The organism is Paenibacillus paridis, assembly GCF_006345825.1.
Lineage (GTDB): Bacteria > Bacillota > Bacilli > Paenibacillales > Paenibacillaceae > Pristimantibacillus > Pristimantibacillus paridis.
In genome coordinates this window covers 1230301-1244660 of record NZ_VCIX01000092.1, presented here as the reverse complement: position 1 = coordinate 1244660, position 14360 = coordinate 1230301, and the positions used below count along the sequence as shown (strand labels likewise).

19 protein-coding genes and 1 pseudogene are annotated in these 14360 nt (G+C 41.9%); 8 read left to right on the top strand and 12 right to left on the bottom strand.

The genetic code is table 11. The features are described from left to right. Positions 1-2: 2 nt before the first annotated feature. The gene (locus FJQ58_RS27370; protein WP_139998282.1) at positions 3-1064 is read right to left on the bottom strand and encodes a S16 family serine protease; all 1062 of its coding nucleotides are present in this window, start codon (positions 1062-1064) and stop codon (positions 3-5) included. A 206-nt stretch (positions 1065-1270) separates the two neighbouring features. Here FJQ58_RS27370 and FJQ58_RS27365 point away from each other — a divergent pair, with 206 nt between their 5' ends. Beyond that, positions 1271-2506: a nucleoside recognition domain-containing protein gene (locus tag FJQ58_RS27365; RefSeq protein ID WP_139998280.1), complete on the top strand. Its 1236-nt coding sequence runs from the start codon at positions 1271-1273 to the stop codon at positions 2504-2506. A gap of 39 nt (positions 2507-2545) precedes the next feature. Here FJQ58_RS27365 and coaD read toward each other — a convergent pair whose 3' ends face one another. After that, positions 2546-3049 carry a pantetheine-phosphate adenylyltransferase gene (coaD, locus tag FJQ58_RS27360; protein ID WP_139998278.1) on the bottom strand — a complete coding sequence of 168 codons (504 nt, stop codon included), beginning with the start codon at positions 3047-3049 and terminating at the stop codon, positions 2546-2548. Further along, on the bottom strand, positions 3036-3629 hold the full coding sequence (rsmD, locus tag FJQ58_RS27355; RefSeq protein WP_139998276.1) for a 16S rRNA (guanine(966)-N(2))-methyltransferase RsmD: 594 nt from the start codon (positions 3627-3629) through the stop codon (positions 3036-3038). The genes coaD and rsmD overlap by 14 nt, the downstream gene beginning before the upstream one ends. 669 nt (positions 3630-4298) lie before the next feature. Between rsmD and FJQ58_RS27350 the strand changes: the two genes are divergently transcribed. Together FJQ58_RS27350 and FJQ58_RS27345 are read left to right on the top strand one after the other, a co-directional pair. Further along, the gene (locus FJQ58_RS27350) at positions 4299-4571 is read left to right on the top strand and encodes a hypothetical protein (protein ID WP_139998274.1); all 273 of its coding nucleotides are present in this window, start codon (positions 4299-4301) and stop codon (positions 4569-4571) included. 18 nt (positions 4572-4589) lie between these two features. After that, a pseudogene (locus FJQ58_RS27345) lies at positions 4590-5135 on the top strand (site-specific integrase); the annotation flags it as partial. A 42-nt stretch (positions 5136-5177) separates the two neighbouring features. Here FJQ58_RS27345 and FJQ58_RS27340 read toward each other — a convergent pair. Then, entirely contained in the window at positions 5178-5960 is a 783-nt protein-coding gene (locus FJQ58_RS27340) for an MAE_28990/MAE_18760 family HEPN-like nuclease (protein ID WP_139998271.1), read from the bottom strand. Continuing rightward, positions 5957-7066: a GmrSD restriction endonuclease domain-containing protein gene (locus tag FJQ58_RS27335; protein ID WP_139998269.1), complete on the bottom strand. Its 1110-nt coding sequence runs from the start codon at positions 7064-7066 to the stop codon at positions 5957-5959. Before FJQ58_RS27335 ends, FJQ58_RS27340 begins: the two co-directional genes overlap by 4 nt. 782 nt (positions 7067-7848) lie before the next feature. Here FJQ58_RS27335 and FJQ58_RS27330 point away from each other — a divergent pair. Together FJQ58_RS27330 and FJQ58_RS27325 are read left to right on the top strand one after the other, a co-directional pair. Continuing rightward, positions 7849-8190: a hypothetical protein gene (locus FJQ58_RS27330; RefSeq protein WP_139998267.1), complete on the top strand. Its 342-nt coding sequence runs from the start codon at positions 7849-7851 to the stop codon at positions 8188-8190. A gap of 515 nt (positions 8191-8705) precedes the next feature. Beyond that, complete coding sequence (locus FJQ58_RS27325; RefSeq protein ID WP_139998265.1) at positions 8706-9119, top strand: stress protein; 414 nt, start codon at positions 8706-8708, stop codon at positions 9117-9119. 84 nt (positions 9120-9203) lie between these two features. On the opposite strand, the gene FJQ58_RS27320 is transcribed toward FJQ58_RS27325, so the two are convergent. From FJQ58_RS27320 to FJQ58_RS27300, 5 genes are all read right to left on the bottom strand, one after another. Next, on the bottom strand, positions 9204-9506 hold the full coding sequence (locus tag FJQ58_RS27320) for a hypothetical protein (RefSeq protein ID WP_139998263.1): 303 nt from the start codon (positions 9504-9506) through the stop codon (positions 9204-9206). A gap of 475 nt (positions 9507-9981) precedes the next feature. Beyond that, a complete protein-coding gene (gene csaA, locus FJQ58_RS27315; protein ID WP_139998261.1) occupies positions 9982-10311 on the bottom strand; it encodes a chaperone CsaA in 330 nt (109 codons plus the stop codon). 23 nt (positions 10312-10334) lie between these two features. Further along, positions 10335-10619: a hypothetical protein gene (locus tag FJQ58_RS27310; RefSeq protein ID WP_162341797.1), complete on the bottom strand. Its 285-nt coding sequence runs from the start codon at positions 10617-10619 to the stop codon at positions 10335-10337. A gap of 15 nt (positions 10620-10634) precedes the next feature. Continuing rightward, positions 10635-11048 (bottom strand): hypothetical protein, encoded by a 414-nt coding sequence (locus tag FJQ58_RS33080; protein ID WP_238404366.1) that lies wholly within the window; start codon positions 11046-11048, stop codon positions 10635-10637. A 227-nt stretch (positions 11049-11275) separates the two neighbouring features. Further along, the gene (locus FJQ58_RS27300) at positions 11276-11755 is read right to left on the bottom strand and encodes a GNAT family N-acetyltransferase (RefSeq protein WP_139998255.1); all 480 of its coding nucleotides are present in this window, start codon (positions 11753-11755) and stop codon (positions 11276-11278) included. A 201-nt stretch (positions 11756-11956) separates the two neighbouring features. Here FJQ58_RS27300 and FJQ58_RS33335 point away from each other — a divergent pair, with 201 nt between their 5' ends. Further along, positions 11957-12166: a DUF6199 family natural product biosynthesis protein gene (locus tag FJQ58_RS33335; RefSeq protein WP_338016173.1), complete on the top strand. Its 210-nt coding sequence runs from the start codon at positions 11957-11959 to the stop codon at positions 12164-12166. Positions 12167-12250: 84 nt separating this feature from the next. On the opposite strand, the gene FJQ58_RS27290 is transcribed toward FJQ58_RS33335, so the two are convergent. Further along, positions 12251-12652, bottom strand: a complete 402-nt coding sequence (locus FJQ58_RS27290; RefSeq protein ID WP_139998251.1) for an Rrf2 family transcriptional regulator — start codon at positions 12650-12652, stop codon at positions 12251-12253. Positions 12653-12881: 229 nt separating this feature from the next. On the opposite strand from FJQ58_RS27290, the gene FJQ58_RS32455 reads away from it, so the two are divergent. Further along, positions 12882-13031 carry a hypothetical protein gene (locus tag FJQ58_RS32455; RefSeq protein ID WP_162341795.1) on the top strand — a complete coding sequence of 50 codons (150 nt, stop codon included), beginning with the start codon at positions 12882-12884 and terminating at the stop codon, positions 13029-13031. Then, positions 13028-13639, top strand: coding sequence for an SCO family protein (locus FJQ58_RS27285; RefSeq protein ID WP_139998249.1), 612 nt, complete (start codon positions 13028-13030; stop codon positions 13637-13639). The genes FJQ58_RS32455 and FJQ58_RS27285 overlap by 4 nt, the downstream gene beginning before the upstream one ends. Before the next feature lie 19 nt (positions 13640-13658). On the opposite strand, the gene FJQ58_RS27280 is transcribed toward FJQ58_RS27285, so the two are convergent. After that, positions 13659-14306, bottom strand: a complete 648-nt coding sequence (locus tag FJQ58_RS27280; RefSeq protein ID WP_238404363.1) for a response regulator — start codon at positions 14304-14306, stop codon at positions 13659-13661. Between the last annotated feature and the right edge of the window lie 54 nt (positions 14307-14360).

Here is a 14360-nt window from a genome sequence, read left to right as displayed (position 1 = left end):
GGTTATACCGACGCTGCTTCGAATGCCTCGATTTGTTCCAAGGCTTCCTGCAGCGTCCCCACGCTAACAACCTTCATATTAGTGCCAAGCGAGCTTGCTTTTGCTTTGGCTTCCTTGAAATTGCCCGCTGGCACCAGAAACAGCTCTGCTCCTTCACGGCTCGCTACGACAATCTTTTGCTTGATGCCGCCGATTGGACCGACATTGCCTTCTATGGTAATCGTACCCGTCGCAGCAATTCGGTGCCCGCCGGATAAATCCCCCTCCGTCAAAAGATCCAAAGACTGCAACGCAAACACCAAGCCTGCCGAAGGTCCGCCAATGGCTCCCGCTGCAATCGTTAAGCGCTTATGCCCGTCCGTAGGTTCTATGCTCCGCATCTCCGTCAGACTCTTTATTCCCAGCGCCGCCAGCAGTTGCTCGTCTGTCTTAGCAGCTGCTAACGTATGAGCTGGATACGCAATGCTAAGCCTTTTGTCTCCCCGAACAACTTCAAATGACAAAGGCTTATCTTTGCTGCTTCCATGCAGCCTCTCAAGCCATTCCGCGCCGCTTCCAAAGTCAGTATCCCCATTAATCCCAAGTATTTGGTCTCCAGCCTCAAAGGAGCCGCGCGTAGGGAAGGCTCCTTCATCTTCTGCAGCTACATCGGATACAATAATGCCTTCCATGCGTGTTTCGTAAGGCAAACCGGCATAGCGATACGCGGCTTCAATGGCATTATTTTGCGAACCTTGCATGACGACATTTAATCTTGCTGCATACTGTTCCTTTGAATACCCTCGAAGTACCTCTTTTTTGAGGTGCAGCTCTACGTTCGAATTCCAGACGGACTGGATCGCACGCAAAAAATTCGGCTCCGTCAATTTAACAGCCGTAAGCAATAAATCTCCTGCTCCGAGTTCATCGCCTTCTTCGATAGCGACCATTGGCTTGACCGGAACGGCAATGCCTGGTTCATAGGCAACATAAGGAGTAGGCGCATAAAGCAGCACCCACATCAGAACGGCTGTAGACATGACATATAAAACCACACTGCGAAAATTGGATCCTTGCTTTAGCATACGGAGGCCTCCATTCGAGCTTCCAAATTCCTATCTGAATCTATCAACAAGCGCATGATTGGCGCATTGGACAGCCAAATGGTATAACCCAAGCATTGCCGGCGTACTAATTAACGTATACGACTGTCCGCGCCTTCATGCCTAGCACCTGATAACGGACAAGTCAGTAACAGTTGCCCCCTTCGAAACAAAGGAGTTGAGTAGCTTTGGCTAAAACAGTTCTGCTTGCTTTCCTATCCCTCCTGCTTGTCGTCGCCATCATTTTACAGCCGGATGCTGCTTTCCAGTCCTCGCTGCAAGGATTGACAGTGTGGTGGAGCATCGTTTTCCCCGGCTTGCTGCCTTTTCTCGTGTTATATGAGTTAATTGCCGCTTTCGGGCTTGCGCATGCAGCCGGAGCGCTTCTGCAGCCGCTGATGGGCAGACTGTTCAAGCTGCCAGGCGAAGCAGCACTAACCATCGTACTAGGCTGGATGGGCGGTTACCCTGGAGGGGCGGAAGCAACCGCTTCCCTTCGCAAAAGGAACATCGTATCAAAACAACAGGGCCAGCGTCTGCTAGCTCTTTCTCACATGCCTAACCCCTTGTTTATGCTCGTTGTTATAGGGGCAGGTTTTCTGCATAAACCGATTGCCGGTTTTATTATCGCAACTGCGGTATGGTTATCCGCGATTTGGATCACGCTGCTAATCACATGGTTTAGCCGGAAAGAGCAGAGCGATCTCCCTGCGGCTAGCGCACACGCTGAAAACAAACAAAAGCCAAGCATGCTGCATCAAGCTGCTGAGGCGCTGCGTCTAGGCCGAGAGCAGGACGGGCGGAGCTTCGGCAAAGCACTGGGCGATGCCGTAGCCGCCAGCGTTCAAAGACTTATGATGATCGGCGGGTTTATGATTTTCGCGGCCGTTCTTGCCAAACTCGCGGAGCCGCTTCTCTCCCCGCTTTTAGACCAGACAGGTCTTGGCTTTATGGGCCAAGCTTTTTTTGAAGGTCATCTCGGCGCTTACGCCGCAGCGGTATGGGATGCTCCCGGAACGAGTACGATCGCCAATGCGGCTGCCATAGCCGCCGTTCTCGCCTGGAGCGGGTTCAGCGGCATCTTGCAAGCTGGCTATTCCATCTCGGGGACAGATCTGAAGCTGCTGCCCTTCATCGCTTGGAGAGCAGCCCATGCCGTGCACGCTTGTCTATTTATGATTGTCCTGTGGCACCCCATTACATCGTTGCTGCGCCCTCTGCTTGCACCCGAGGCAACTCCAACCTTTGCTGACTTCGATTCCCCGGATGACGCGTTAGGCACTTACGCTGCCTTATCCTTCAAAGTCAGTGAGCTTCCTTTATTATGGCAGCACTCCCTGACAGCCTGTGCAATCATTGCTCTGATCGGCATTGCTTTAGCCATACTGCTGTTTCCCTATCGCAAAGCCCAAAAAACTGGATAACGATACAGATCGCGTTTATATATTTCCCCTATGAAAACATTATCTCTTAGCTTTATATTTCTCGCGTAATTGCAGCTCCACGACCGGCGGCACAAGCTCGTGAACCGCACCATGGAATTGCGCTATTTCCTTAACGATACTCGAACTTAAGTAGGAATACTTCGGATTAGTCATCATAAACATGGTATCGATTTCAGCATCGAGCAAATGATTGGTTGACGCCAGCTGCAGCTCGTATTCAAAATCCGTTACGGAACGAATTCCTCTAATAATGACGTTAGCCTGGCGCGACTTCATGAAACGAACGAGCAAATCTCGAAAGCTGTCAATTTCAACATTTGGTATATCTCGCGTAACTTCCGACAAGAGCGCCTTGCGCTCCTCTACGCTGAACAACGGATTTTTGCTGGAATTATTCAATACGGCTACAATCAACCGGTCAAATTGCTTAGCAGATCTGCGAATAATATCCAAATGACCATAAGTAACCGGGTCAAAAGTGCCCGGATAAACTGCGACTCGCTCTTGTTTATTCATTAACATCGGATTCTCCCCCGTCGTGACTGCCAGCGTTGTAGTAGTGGTAAATCGACACGGCGGTATCTCCGTACTTCGCGTGCTTTATTCGGTCAAATTGTTCAAGCTGCTCCGGATAGGCATGCGCCGCATCGTGCTCGACGACAATGATGGCATCCTGCTCCAGCATTTCATTTGCCGCAAGTTGAGCCATTAAACTATCCATCGTTACCATTTTGTATGGCGGATCAAGAAAAACAAGCCGGAACCTCTGCTCCCGCTTCGCTAGCGCTTTCAATGCACGCTCTGCATCATTCCTATAAATTTCAGCGGCACTGCCCATCTTCGCCGTTTCGACGTTGAGACGGATCGTATCGACACTTATTTTCTCCCGGTCAATAAACACCGTTCGTTCGATTCCCCTGCTCCAAGCTTCAATGCCTAATCCCCCCGTACCTGCGAACAGGTCCAGCGCCATTCCACCGTCGAAGTAAGGCCCTATCATGCTGAAAATAGCTTCCTTCACCTTATCCGTTGTCGGCCTCGTGTTCATGCCAGGCACAGCCTTCAGCGTGCGGCCCTTGGCCTCGCCCGCAATGACTCTCACTGCAATTGCCCCCTTCTATCTCATTCCCGCCTATCGTACCATAGAACCCCTTTCATAATAAAGTAGAAGGATGTCGAAATATGAGCGTTCCTTTTCCTCCAAAACAAACACAAAAATATTCCTTCGCAGCACCATGTATATTTTCCAATTATGCGGACAAAATGTATTTATCGGCGTCGCAAGATGTCGTAGACAACCGCGGAGAAGACTTACGTTTCCCCATAAGCTCTTCGTCCGGTTTCTCCTCTCCCATGAAAGGAGTCCTTGAAAAAGGACTCCGATTTTTTGTTTAAAACCCTTGGTTTATAAGGGTTTTACGCTCTAGCGTTTTTGTTATTTCTTTAATTGTCGCCCATTTGTCGCCTAAAATTAAAATCATCCAAATCCGACTCTATCTTTTTGTAACTAAGCGTTTTTTAAAAATTAGAATCCTTTCCGGCACGCCATAAGAACTTTAATGAATCAGTTGAATGATTTACATAAACCCGTAAATCCTTAGTGTGTAAAGGGATTTTCGGGGTTTTCTGTTTTACATAACTCAATTCAGAATACGATTGAATACGATAGGTTTTGATTTTTTTCACACATTTTTTTCTCCAGGTATTTTTAAAAACAAAAAGACCCCTAAGCAATGAAGTGTGAAGTGCTCCCTTTTTGGGCCACATGTATATGGAACAAATTAAAACACTTCATATACTCAATTTTATGGATATGCTTCGGCAGCCTAATGCACGCCTTGATGGTTTGGGTCCGTTAAAGTCCGCAAGCTTAGTGTATAACTATCGCGTATTAAAAAGCATATTTACTAAGGCAATGGAATGGAAAGTCATTAAGGAATATCCTATGACCGGTATTAAGAAGCCTAAGGAGGACGATGTTAAAGAAATGGAGGTTTACAACGAGAAAGAAATCAAGCAGCTATTCGAAGCTCTTGAACATTAGTCACTTCAATTAAGGACTGCCATAACATTGGCCGTGACAACAGGCATGCGCCGTGGCGAAATAGCTGGTCTCGAGTGGTCCAAGATTGATCTCAAACGTGGTCATCTGTTCATCACTCAATCAATTCCGAAATTGAAAGAAGGCACTCCCATTTTAAAACCGCCTATAAACGGAAAACCACGTAAGATCGATCTTTCCGAGTCAATTTTGACTGAACTCCGCTTACTGCACGCTGAACGCGAAGCTGAGCGGTCTGAACTACTGGATCAGTGGGCCGATGGCAAGCATTCATTTATTTTCTGTCACCCAGACGGTATGCTCTATGATCCGCAATGGTTCACAAAAAAATGGATCGACTTCCATCGTCGTCACCAACTGAAGCCAATCCGTTTACATGATCTCAGACACACGTCAGTCTCATGGATGATTTATAAGGTCCATTCTGAGGCTATAGCAAAGCGCGTTGGACACTCAAATATCAAAATGCTTGAGATTTATGGTCACATTTTCGAATCTGTCGATCAGGCAGCTGCTTCTGTTTTTGATGAGATAAGAAAAAGTTAGGAAATTACTCTATTTCAAGAAAATATCATTTACGTAGTGATTTTACATCTTCAAACATTGCGTCAGAACCAAGATAATAGCATAGTGTAGAACTTCTACTTTTGTTTTTTGCACTTGAATTTCTTCCGAAGATAATGTGTTTAAAAATGATGTGCCATGTGCAATAGTATGTCTGTTCATTAGCAAGTCATCTAAGAAAACTTGCCAAAGGCTCCTTGATCTCTTATTAAGAGCAGAATCAGACGAAATATTAAATAATGTAGGGTCAGAATTGTATGGATAATTTTTAACACTAGAAATAACATGTTCCTTTAATTCATTTAATAATTCATTAGTTTCTGATTTATTTTCACTAAATACATCATCAAGCCTAGAGTTATGTAATAAACTAAAAATGTTTTTCACACCGAAATTTTTGCACACTTTATCAATAATTGTTGGAGATGGATTTTTATTATTTTCAAATAGGAAAGAATCCACTTTTAATTTTGTTTCTAAGGTATCAAAAACTTCAATTAATTTTTTAATTTTCTTATCAGAATTCCCCGTGTCATCTCCTGGTATAAACAACGTACAATAAGTTCTTTTTATAGCTTGTGGTAGTTCATTAAAGTTTGAGTATGAGTTCATATCATCGATTAGTGCTTTTGCTGCTTCTTTAATAAACCCTTCAAGATGTGCAACTAATAAAACAGCTGAAGAACGACAAAGAGCTCCGTAAAAGGCCTCGTTGTCTTTATATTCTTCAGCTTTCTCTAGTAATAATCCAACCTCATTTAACCTCACATCAATCGAACATGATAACTCATGAATAGAGGTACTCATCTAAAAACCTCTTTTACTTTACCTATTCTTTGAATAATCTTTTCACGATCGTTCACGCTTCCTGTAACCGAATCAAAAAACTTAGTACTCTTAAAAAGCTCCTTATATTCCTCAACAGTATGAGCTGTAATAGAAGGGTTATCTAAATTAACCTTTGAAGAAAATGAAATTGCTAAAGCATCGTAAACAGCAGAATTAAAGTTGGAAACTTTTTTTAGAACACCAGACTGTTTTTTGTATTTTGCAAAAGCAAGATTACCAAAATACTCTTTTATTCCACTCATTGTTTTAATGAAAACATCTTCCAAATCTTTGAGTTTATTAGAATCTTCTTTATTTAATTTTTCCATCTCGTCAGTTAAAAACTGTTTAAAACCTTTGCGGTAATTAAGGTAATTATCATTACCTAGTGCAAAAAATCTAAGCACCAATTCAACATCTTCCATTTTCTTTACTTTTGTATTTTCTTCAGGATTTTTAGTGTCTATTTGTAATAAATCCCTAAAATCATTATTTTTTGCTAACTTTTTTATTAAATCATTAAATGGGCCCCTACAAACAGCATTTCTTAACTCCTGAGGTTCTAATTTTACGGCACCTGTGTTTAAACGTTCAAAGATATCATACTTTACTTGTGAATCAACTGTAGAATCTATTCTTAAACATTTAACAGTTCTTTCTTCTAACCTTCTAGTCAAAAAAGTAGGCAAATCTTTATAAAAAGTCCCATTCAAATCATCTAGGACTGAAAGTCCTGATAGAGGATAACTATTAGTCATATAATTATTAATTGCGGTTAAACGTTGTTGTCCATCAATCACTGAATATCTAGCTATTTCATCTTCATCAATTTCTAAATCAACATCAACATCTTGTGATATATAAATTGTCGGAATAGGTATATTTAAGATTAAACTTTCAATTAAGCGCGATGAAATATCATTATTCCAGCGATGATTCCTTTGGTATTCAGGATCAAGCTTTATTATATTTTTCTTTATTTTCTTCACAAGTGTTTCAAGGTCGTATTCAATATTTTGAGTCTTTACAGTTCTTTCTTTTGCTGTTTTTTGCAAATTACTTAGTTTATCTTTCAATGTATCCATATTTTCTCCTCCTTAAAACCTATTTCACATTATATCCTACGCATAATGTTTTTAAAATATATGCGACTTGTTTTTCAAATTTTATGCGTCAGATAGCTTTATTATATGAAATCTATTGCCCAATAGCTACAATTGCTTCAATTCACTTTTGTCGCCCAATTGTCACCCGAATTCTCAAAAGTCGCCTATTCTAGGCTATTTGGAGCATGCAGTTGAGCTGAAAAAATCCAGTAACACCGAGCTATTACAGTTTTTACACATAAAATGTACTCTCCTCTCCCATGAAAAGGAGCTCTCGAAAGAGGGCTCCGATTTTTTATGTAAAGCCTTTATTTATAAGGATTTTAAGCATATTTGTAAAAGTTAAAGCTCTCAGAAAATCCCTTTGCCGTTCATTTGTCGTTCTGTTTCTAAAATAAAAAACTCATCTAATAAATGAGCTAAAACCTTTCCTATTCATTCGTTGTAGATAATTTGCACAGTCCCGACGACAAAGCTTTCAATCATGCCTATCATTTCAATGCGAATGTTCGTTCTTCCAGCACAAACAAGCGTTCGGTTTCAAGTAAAAAATAAACCCCATAATATTCGCTGGAGTTCACTTTTATATACTAAATCATATCACTTAAATCTCCCATTCCTAGATAATGAGAAAATTGAGAAGCCTAATAGCTAATGCTAGACTCGCAGGTTTTTTTTATAAAGAGCATACCATTGATCGTTGATACAACTACATCAGGTTGGTGGTGGAGGTGGCCAGTCACCAGGATTGATATTCACAATTGTTTTATCCGATTGCATCTGACTTTGCATTTCCATTTGGAATTGCAATTGTGCCTGATGCTGTGCTTGTATTTGTGCTTGCAGTTGAATTTGCGCCTCTAATTGAGCCTGCGCTTGGGCTTGAAACTGCGACTGTACTTGGGCCTGAAATTGTAGTTCGGATTGTGATTGGGCTTGTAGCTGTGATTGTAATTGTGCTTGAAATTGCAATTGCTCCAATAATATGGTTTGTATTGAAACCGATTTACAAGAACGTTTTTTTTCGCGGCGATCTTTTTTTACAACTTTTCGTAACGACAATTTTTTTGACCGTAATGCTTAATGAACACTCCATTTCATAGTTTGAATGAGTAACCACCTATTAAAGATATGCTAGTATTTAAATAACGGACAAGACGAATGGCGTGGTATGTTCACACATTTTCGAATTCTATAGAACGATTTCACTCGTAAGCTAAACGAAAATATTAAAAATGATAGAAATTAGGTAGACTAACCTCCCAAGCGCTTGGGAACATAACAAAACAGCCCAACCGATATGGTTAGTGGGCTGTTTTGTTATTTCAAAGCTCTCACCGCTACGGCCAGTGTCCGCCAGTACAATAAGCGAGGGCCTATCTTGCCGACCAATCATAATGACGCTGCAATCGATTTACTCCTAGCGTGAGCTAATCTTGCCTTCCAGGTCAGTACTGTCAAATTACTTTACAACCACTCTTGAATCGATACGAGTAGCTTAAGCCTAGTGATTTTCCAACCCTGCTCCTCTATCATTAATTTGTCGAAAACCTTGGGCAATTGTGGAAAAATGTAGTAAAATATCATTTATACTAACAATAAAGGGGTATGAGAAGGAATGAAGAAATTAGTTGGTGCATTGATTCTATCCGTTATTTTGGTGTTAAGTGGTTGCAGCGAGGCGAAGACAGTAACAACAGATGAAGTAATCAAGGTATTTAAGGATGCTGGCTTAGAAGCTGAGAACCCAGTCGTGCTGACGGCGGAAGACCTCGATGTACTGCCTTTTACCGTATCTAAAGTTGTCCGTTCATCCGTACCTTCACTTGGTGAAGCAGAAGGCTTGCGTATCTTTATCTTTGACAATAAAAAGAGCCTAGATGCAGCTAAGGCATATTTCGATAAAATGGCTAAGTCATCAAAGATGTTCTCAAGTTGGACAGCTACCAACGGAAACGTGCTTATCCAGCTCAGCGGTGGCGTGAAAGAAGAAGATTTCAATAAATATAAAGCTGCACTCAAAAAATTATAATAGTATCCAAGAACAAAGTGACAGCCTTAGACACGATAAAAGTTTTAGAATGTCGCTGCCTTCTATCTAGTTGTATCGTAATAATCAGCCTATGATTACACGATATTTATCCATAACATTATTCTCAGAAAGTATACTTTCTAGAAGGATGGTTATTATGAAAAAAATTTTATTTATTACTGAATTTATTAATTCTTTTTTACGGCTCATCTTAACTATTTTGAGACTATTCCGCCAATAGTTCGATTTAGCATTTGTCTTTTCCATCAATACTAGACTAAATCGCTCATTGAGAAGCTTCGTATTAAATATTCGATAAGCCTGCTTCTGTAACGCTATAATTTCATGTGCATCCAGAAGCGTCGCCGTCTCAATGACTACCTTCATGTGAATCCCCCCCTCCTTAATCGACAAAATAACACACATCCTACTTCGTTATAGATGAATATGTACCTTTGACTTACAGCAAAAATTTCGTATCTATTATATTTTTCTAATTTTATGTCATTTGCTGTTTCAAAACATACAGAAGCGGGTAATGGTTATATGAGGGTTTTATGTCTGTAATAGGGGCGAATGCAAATGGTTGACGAACGATATTTTTATTGCACCTTATGTGATGAAGTTCGCGAGCGCAATGCTGCTAATTTTTTATTCAAAACCGCTTTTAAAGAAACCAAATCCAGTACGTTAGCGGCCGGTATTTGTCTGGACCATGTTGTTAACGCCTCTGGGACGGAGCCCGGCTGCAACAATTGTTTGATGAAATAAAATATTGATTCGATGCACTCGCATTCGGTAAAAAAAAAGAAGAGCATGCTCTTCTTTTTTTAAAGTGCCCTTTGATAGGGTCAATGACGTTCTAGGCGATCGGTGTGCCATTGGGTAAAGCCGTATCCGGTTGCAGCAATACCACATCGCCCTCTGCCGGCACGCCTCCAATGACAAGCACCTCCGATTTAAAGCCAGCAATGCGTCTTGGCGGGAAATTAACAACTGCTGCCACTTGCCGACCAACCAGTGCCTCGGGCTCATAACGGCGAGTGATTTGTGCCGATGAGCGTTTAATGCCTAACGCGCCAAAATCAATTTCAAGCTTTATCGCTGGGATTCGGGCCTCAGGAAAGAGCTCCGCTGTCAAAATCGTACCAATTCGAATATCCAGCTTTGTGAAATCTTCTATTTCTGCCATTCTTTTTCCTCCGAACTTTTATCTTAGACTCCAAAAAACACATAACCAAGCGTCATATATAAAAATAAAAAAAGGATTAATACAAGATGCCCTGTAATGGCTATCCCTCGTAGTTTAGCTGCCTCCCTCCCCTGCTTGCCAAACCACGCCGCTATAACGCCAAAAGGAGTCACCGTAATAATCAGGCCAAACCACAATCCCTGCAGCGGATGGCCAGCCTCAAATGGGAACACAAAGCTGTAAACCGAAACCACCGCGATCATAATGAAAGCGGCAAAGGACAGGTTCACTAACTTTTTTCTCATCATATAGATTCACCTACATTACGTTTCTTTTTCTTGCGAACCATCTATAAACTTCACGCCTACAATATTTGTGCTGCCTGTAACAAACAATGCATCATCAACATTTCCTTCAAAATTAATGTGATAGGTGCGGCTTGACCTTCGCGGCATGACAATACCTTCATTCTTTATATTTACAGATGCCAAAAGCCCACTGTCATATTCCGTAAATAATGGCTCGATTCTCACTTCTTTTGATTCGCTTCCATAATTCATAAGTGTTAACTGACATTGCATGTGCACGACGTTATCTTGCGTAGCATAGCGACATGACGACCCCTTTTGCGAATAATCCAGTGCTGTTATACCCGTGTTCTTATGGTGAACAAGCATCATCGCACTACTGGATAGGTACGGAAAAACAGCGAGGAAACCGATCACTCCGATAAGCACAAATCTACCGCCCTTACTATGCCTTTCCCGATAATGCTTTGTCAGTAAAACTCCGCTAATTATCAGCATTAGAAGGCCAATAATAACTGGAAAATGAAGTCCTGAATGGTTCTCCGAATTACTCCATGGCGAGATCCCGATAGCTCTGAATAGGTGATCGCCCATCGAAACGCCACAATGATCTATCGCTATCAAAAATAACGATAACAGCAAAAACAACAAATAAATCATCCGTTGTCCTTGTCTATTCGATCGACACTCATTTCATATATTTTAGCGGCTTCGCCATTAAACAAGTATCCCGTCGATAAAAAAGCCCATCCCTTTTTTTCATAATAACCGTCTATATCCGTGCAAAGATAAAGCTTATTCAAACCCAACTTTTCGGTCTCACGTGCGGCGTGCTCCAGCAACTGAGCTCCTAAATTATTGCCCCTAAATCGTAAATCGATATAAAGGCATGCGAGCCATGGAAACAAATCTTGCCTGCTGATCAAATCGTTTCTTAATAACGCATAAGTTCCGATAATGGTATCGTTATGGACAGCAATATAAAAACGAGGCAAATCATGAGATGGATGACAAGCATTCATCATACAATCCTGATAAAATTTAAAGTTCCCCTGATTTCCCCACTGTTTCCAGAAAACCATGATCGCTTCATCCAAATAATCCATTTTATCTCTCACATCAAATATTTCAATCATCGAAATCACTTCCCTGTATCTGATTTTCGTGAAATACATCTAATGTTTTCCTGCTTGGATAGGTGGGTCATTTATGGCGCAACTAAACTAATCATAACATAATCGGTTATGACATTAGGGATTTTATGTATATTTCACTTTAATCAAATGTGAACGTTTTGAAACATCATTATCGTGTTTAGCGTAAGAATAAGGAAGGAGATGATTGATATGGTGATGTTTGCTATTCTTTTTGTCTTGCTGGCGCTGCTTAACATTTTCTTTCCGAGGTTCGGTTGGTATATGAGGTACGGTTGGATGGTAAAGGGAAATTCGGAGCCCAGCGATGCTTATATTTTGATGAGTCGGATCAGTAGTATCATCGTATTGATTGTCTTTTTATTCATATTCCTTCCCATGCTCTTTAACTGACTTGCCGCTAATGGTGTTCTTTTCTATTTGAAAACGCCGGACTCGCCCATCATAATAAAGCAAGTCCAACCAATAACTGTGAACCTACGAGTCCACAGTTATTTTTGCTGCTAATTCAACAATTTTCTGGTTCAACAAATGCTGCTCCATCTTCTGCTCCGCTTCCACCATAACCCTCTGGATTAAGCACTCAGCGGGATGGTTAAGGCTGCAATCAAATAAGGAAGCCGTCCCCTCAATTGCGTGGATAATATCCAAAAACGATATCTCCTCCTTCTTCCTCTTTACCCGATAACCGCCATTCGCTCCCGAAGCCGACTCGATCAGTCCCGCTTTTACAAGTTTCGTCAATATTTTAGACAGGTAGGTTGGTGAAACTCCCTGCTTCTCCGCAAGCTGCGCCACACCTACTGGTTTATCAGACGATGCCGCTACCAAAAAAAGCATCGTGTGAAGAGCATAATTGGTCGCCTTTGAATACTTCATCTTGCACCTCTTTTGCAGATTTAATTGATCTATGATAACTGTTAAGAATAGTACAAGTCAAGCCTTCGCTACTCTCCCCCCTGTTATGATTCCTAGCCCCTTTTAGAAAATAGCTCGTTTGAGTCATTAAAATCCGATCGTCTTTCCTTCTATAATGATAGTTGTACGTATGTTAAAGCCTATAAAACATACTGTCGCGAAAATCTGAAACAAGAGAGGGGAATAACCTATGCTTTACTGGATCATTATCGGAGGATTATTTTTGGGAGGACTGTTATTTGTTCTGAAAATGGGAGCAAGCGTCATTAAAGAGGATGACGTTATCCAAGAACAGCATGTCTTGTCCTATCCCTCCAATCGCCAAGGAGACCCAACATGACTGCCCGAAACAAAAGCACTAAATATGGAATAATCATTATATTGCTGATACTAGCTACAGCTGCGTACTTCATTTATAACCTGCAGAGCAGCAACAAGCTGCCTGTCGTCCAGCCGGCGCCTGATTTTGAACTGGAAGAGCTTAGCGGCGGCGTTTTTAAGCTAAGTGAGCAAGCGGGAAAAGTTATGCTTATGGAATTTATGTTTACGAGCTGTCCCGACATCTGTCCTGCCACGACCTATAATATGGTATTGCTTCAAGACGAGCTAAATAAACAAGGAATATTTGGGAAAAACGTTCAGTTTGCTGCCATCACCTTCGATCCGAACACCGACACACCTGAGGTGTTTCAAGCCTATGCCGAGCGTATGGGCATTGATCAATCGGGCTGGAGGCTGCTGCGCGGGGATGAAGAGTATACGATTCAAAAGGCGAAGGAATACGGCATCGGCGTTCAACGACTTGCCGACAATCAATTTGTCCACACGGTTACCTCGCTTCTGCTGATTGATGCCAATCAGCAAGTTCGCAAGGTTTACCGAATGGGCGAAGAAATGGATAACGGGTTAATCCTGAAGGATATTCGCAGTTTACTGAAAGAGCGTTAAACGCACTCTCATGAGTGCGCTATAGCTGATAATAGCCCTGCTCGTATGCATATCTGGCCAACTGCACGCGATTGTCCAAATGAAGCTTTTGAAGAATATTTTTCAGATGGTTCTTTACCGTATGCTCTGAGATAACCAGCTCGGCTGCAATATCACGGTTCAGCATGCCCTGTGACACCAACAATAAAATTTCTTTCTCTCTAGGCGTAAGAGGCGTGTCCTCTTCCTTTGGAGGTTTTACATGCGAGAATTCGCTTAAAATCCGTTGGGCTAGCTCTTGCGACATCGGCGCCTCGTCAAACGCAATGGCTCTTAAATATTCGAGCCATGCTCCCGGGTTTAAATTTTTCAGGAGATAGCCCTGTGCCCCCTTCTTTAAAGCCTCGAATAGATGCGTAATGTTATCGGATACGGTAACCATCACTATTTTCACATAGGGGAATTGCGACTTGATAACCTTTGTCGCCTCTAGCCCACCCATCTTTTTCATATTGATGTCCATCAAGATTACGTCGGGCATAACCTGTCCCGTCCAATAAATGGCTTCCACTCCGTTCGCGGCTTCCCCAACGACTTCAAATAACACATCCTCACTAAGAATGGCCCGTATTCCTTCCCTTGCATGGGGATGGTCGTCAACAATTAATACTCGTACCGTTTGCATCATTTTCCCGTCACCTGCCTCTCCTTCCATTGTCGCTTACTTATGCAGGAGAAGGCA

Bases quoted from the DNA above. Each gene is read 5' to 3' on its own strand.
- FJQ58_RS32455 (WP_162341795.1), top strand. From the start codon at position 12,882: ATGCTTTACTGGATCATTATCGGAGGATTATTTTTGGGAGGACTGTTA.
- FJQ58_RS27335 (WP_139998269.1), bottom strand. From the start codon at position 7,066: ATGGATACATTGAAAGATAAACTAAGTAATTTGCAAAAAACAGCAAAA.
- FJQ58_RS27310 (WP_162341797.1), bottom strand. From the start codon at position 10,619: ATGATGAGAAAAAAGTTAGTGAACCTGTCCTTTGCCGCTTTCATTATG.
- FJQ58_RS27320 (WP_139998263.1), bottom strand. From the start codon at position 9,506: ATGAAGGTAGTCATTGAGACGGCGACGCTTCTGGATGCACATGAAATT.
- csaA (WP_139998261.1), bottom strand. From the start codon at position 10,311: ATGGCAGAAATAGAAGATTTCACAAAGCTGGATATTCGAATTGGTACG.
- FJQ58_RS27290 (WP_139998251.1), bottom strand. From the start codon at position 12,652: ATGAAGTATTCAAAGGCGACCAATTATGCTCTTCACACGATGCTTTTT.
- FJQ58_RS27370 (WP_139998282.1), bottom strand. From the start codon at position 1,064: ATGCTAAAGCAAGGATCCAATTTTCGCAGTGTGGTTTTATATGTCATG.
- FJQ58_RS27285 (WP_139998249.1), top strand. From the start codon at position 13,028: ATGACTGCCCGAAACAAAAGCACTAAATATGGAATAATCATTATATTG.
- FJQ58_RS27325 (WP_139998265.1), top strand. From the start codon at position 8,706: ATGAAGAAATTAGTTGGTGCATTGATTCTATCCGTTATTTTGGTGTTA.
- FJQ58_RS27280 (WP_238404363.1), bottom strand. From the start codon at position 14,306: ATGATGCAAACGGTACGAGTATTAATTGTTGACGACCATCCCCATGCA.
- FJQ58_RS27350 (WP_139998274.1), top strand. From the start codon at position 4,299: ATGGAACAAATTAAAACACTTCATATACTCAATTTTATGGATATGCTT.
- FJQ58_RS27300 (WP_139998255.1), bottom strand. From the start codon at position 11,755: ATGATTGAAATATTTGATGTGAGAGATAAAATGGATTATTTGGATGAA.
- FJQ58_RS33335 (WP_338016173.1), top strand. From the start codon at position 11,957: ATGATTGATATGGTGATGTTTGCTATTCTTTTTGTCTTGCTGGCGCTG.
- coaD (WP_139998278.1), bottom strand. From the start codon at position 3,049: ATGTTAATGAATAAACAAGAGCGAGTCGCAGTTTATCCGGGCACTTTT.
- FJQ58_RS27340 (WP_139998271.1), bottom strand. From the start codon at position 5,960: ATGAGTACCTCTATTCATGAGTTATCATGTTCGATTGATGTGAGGTTA.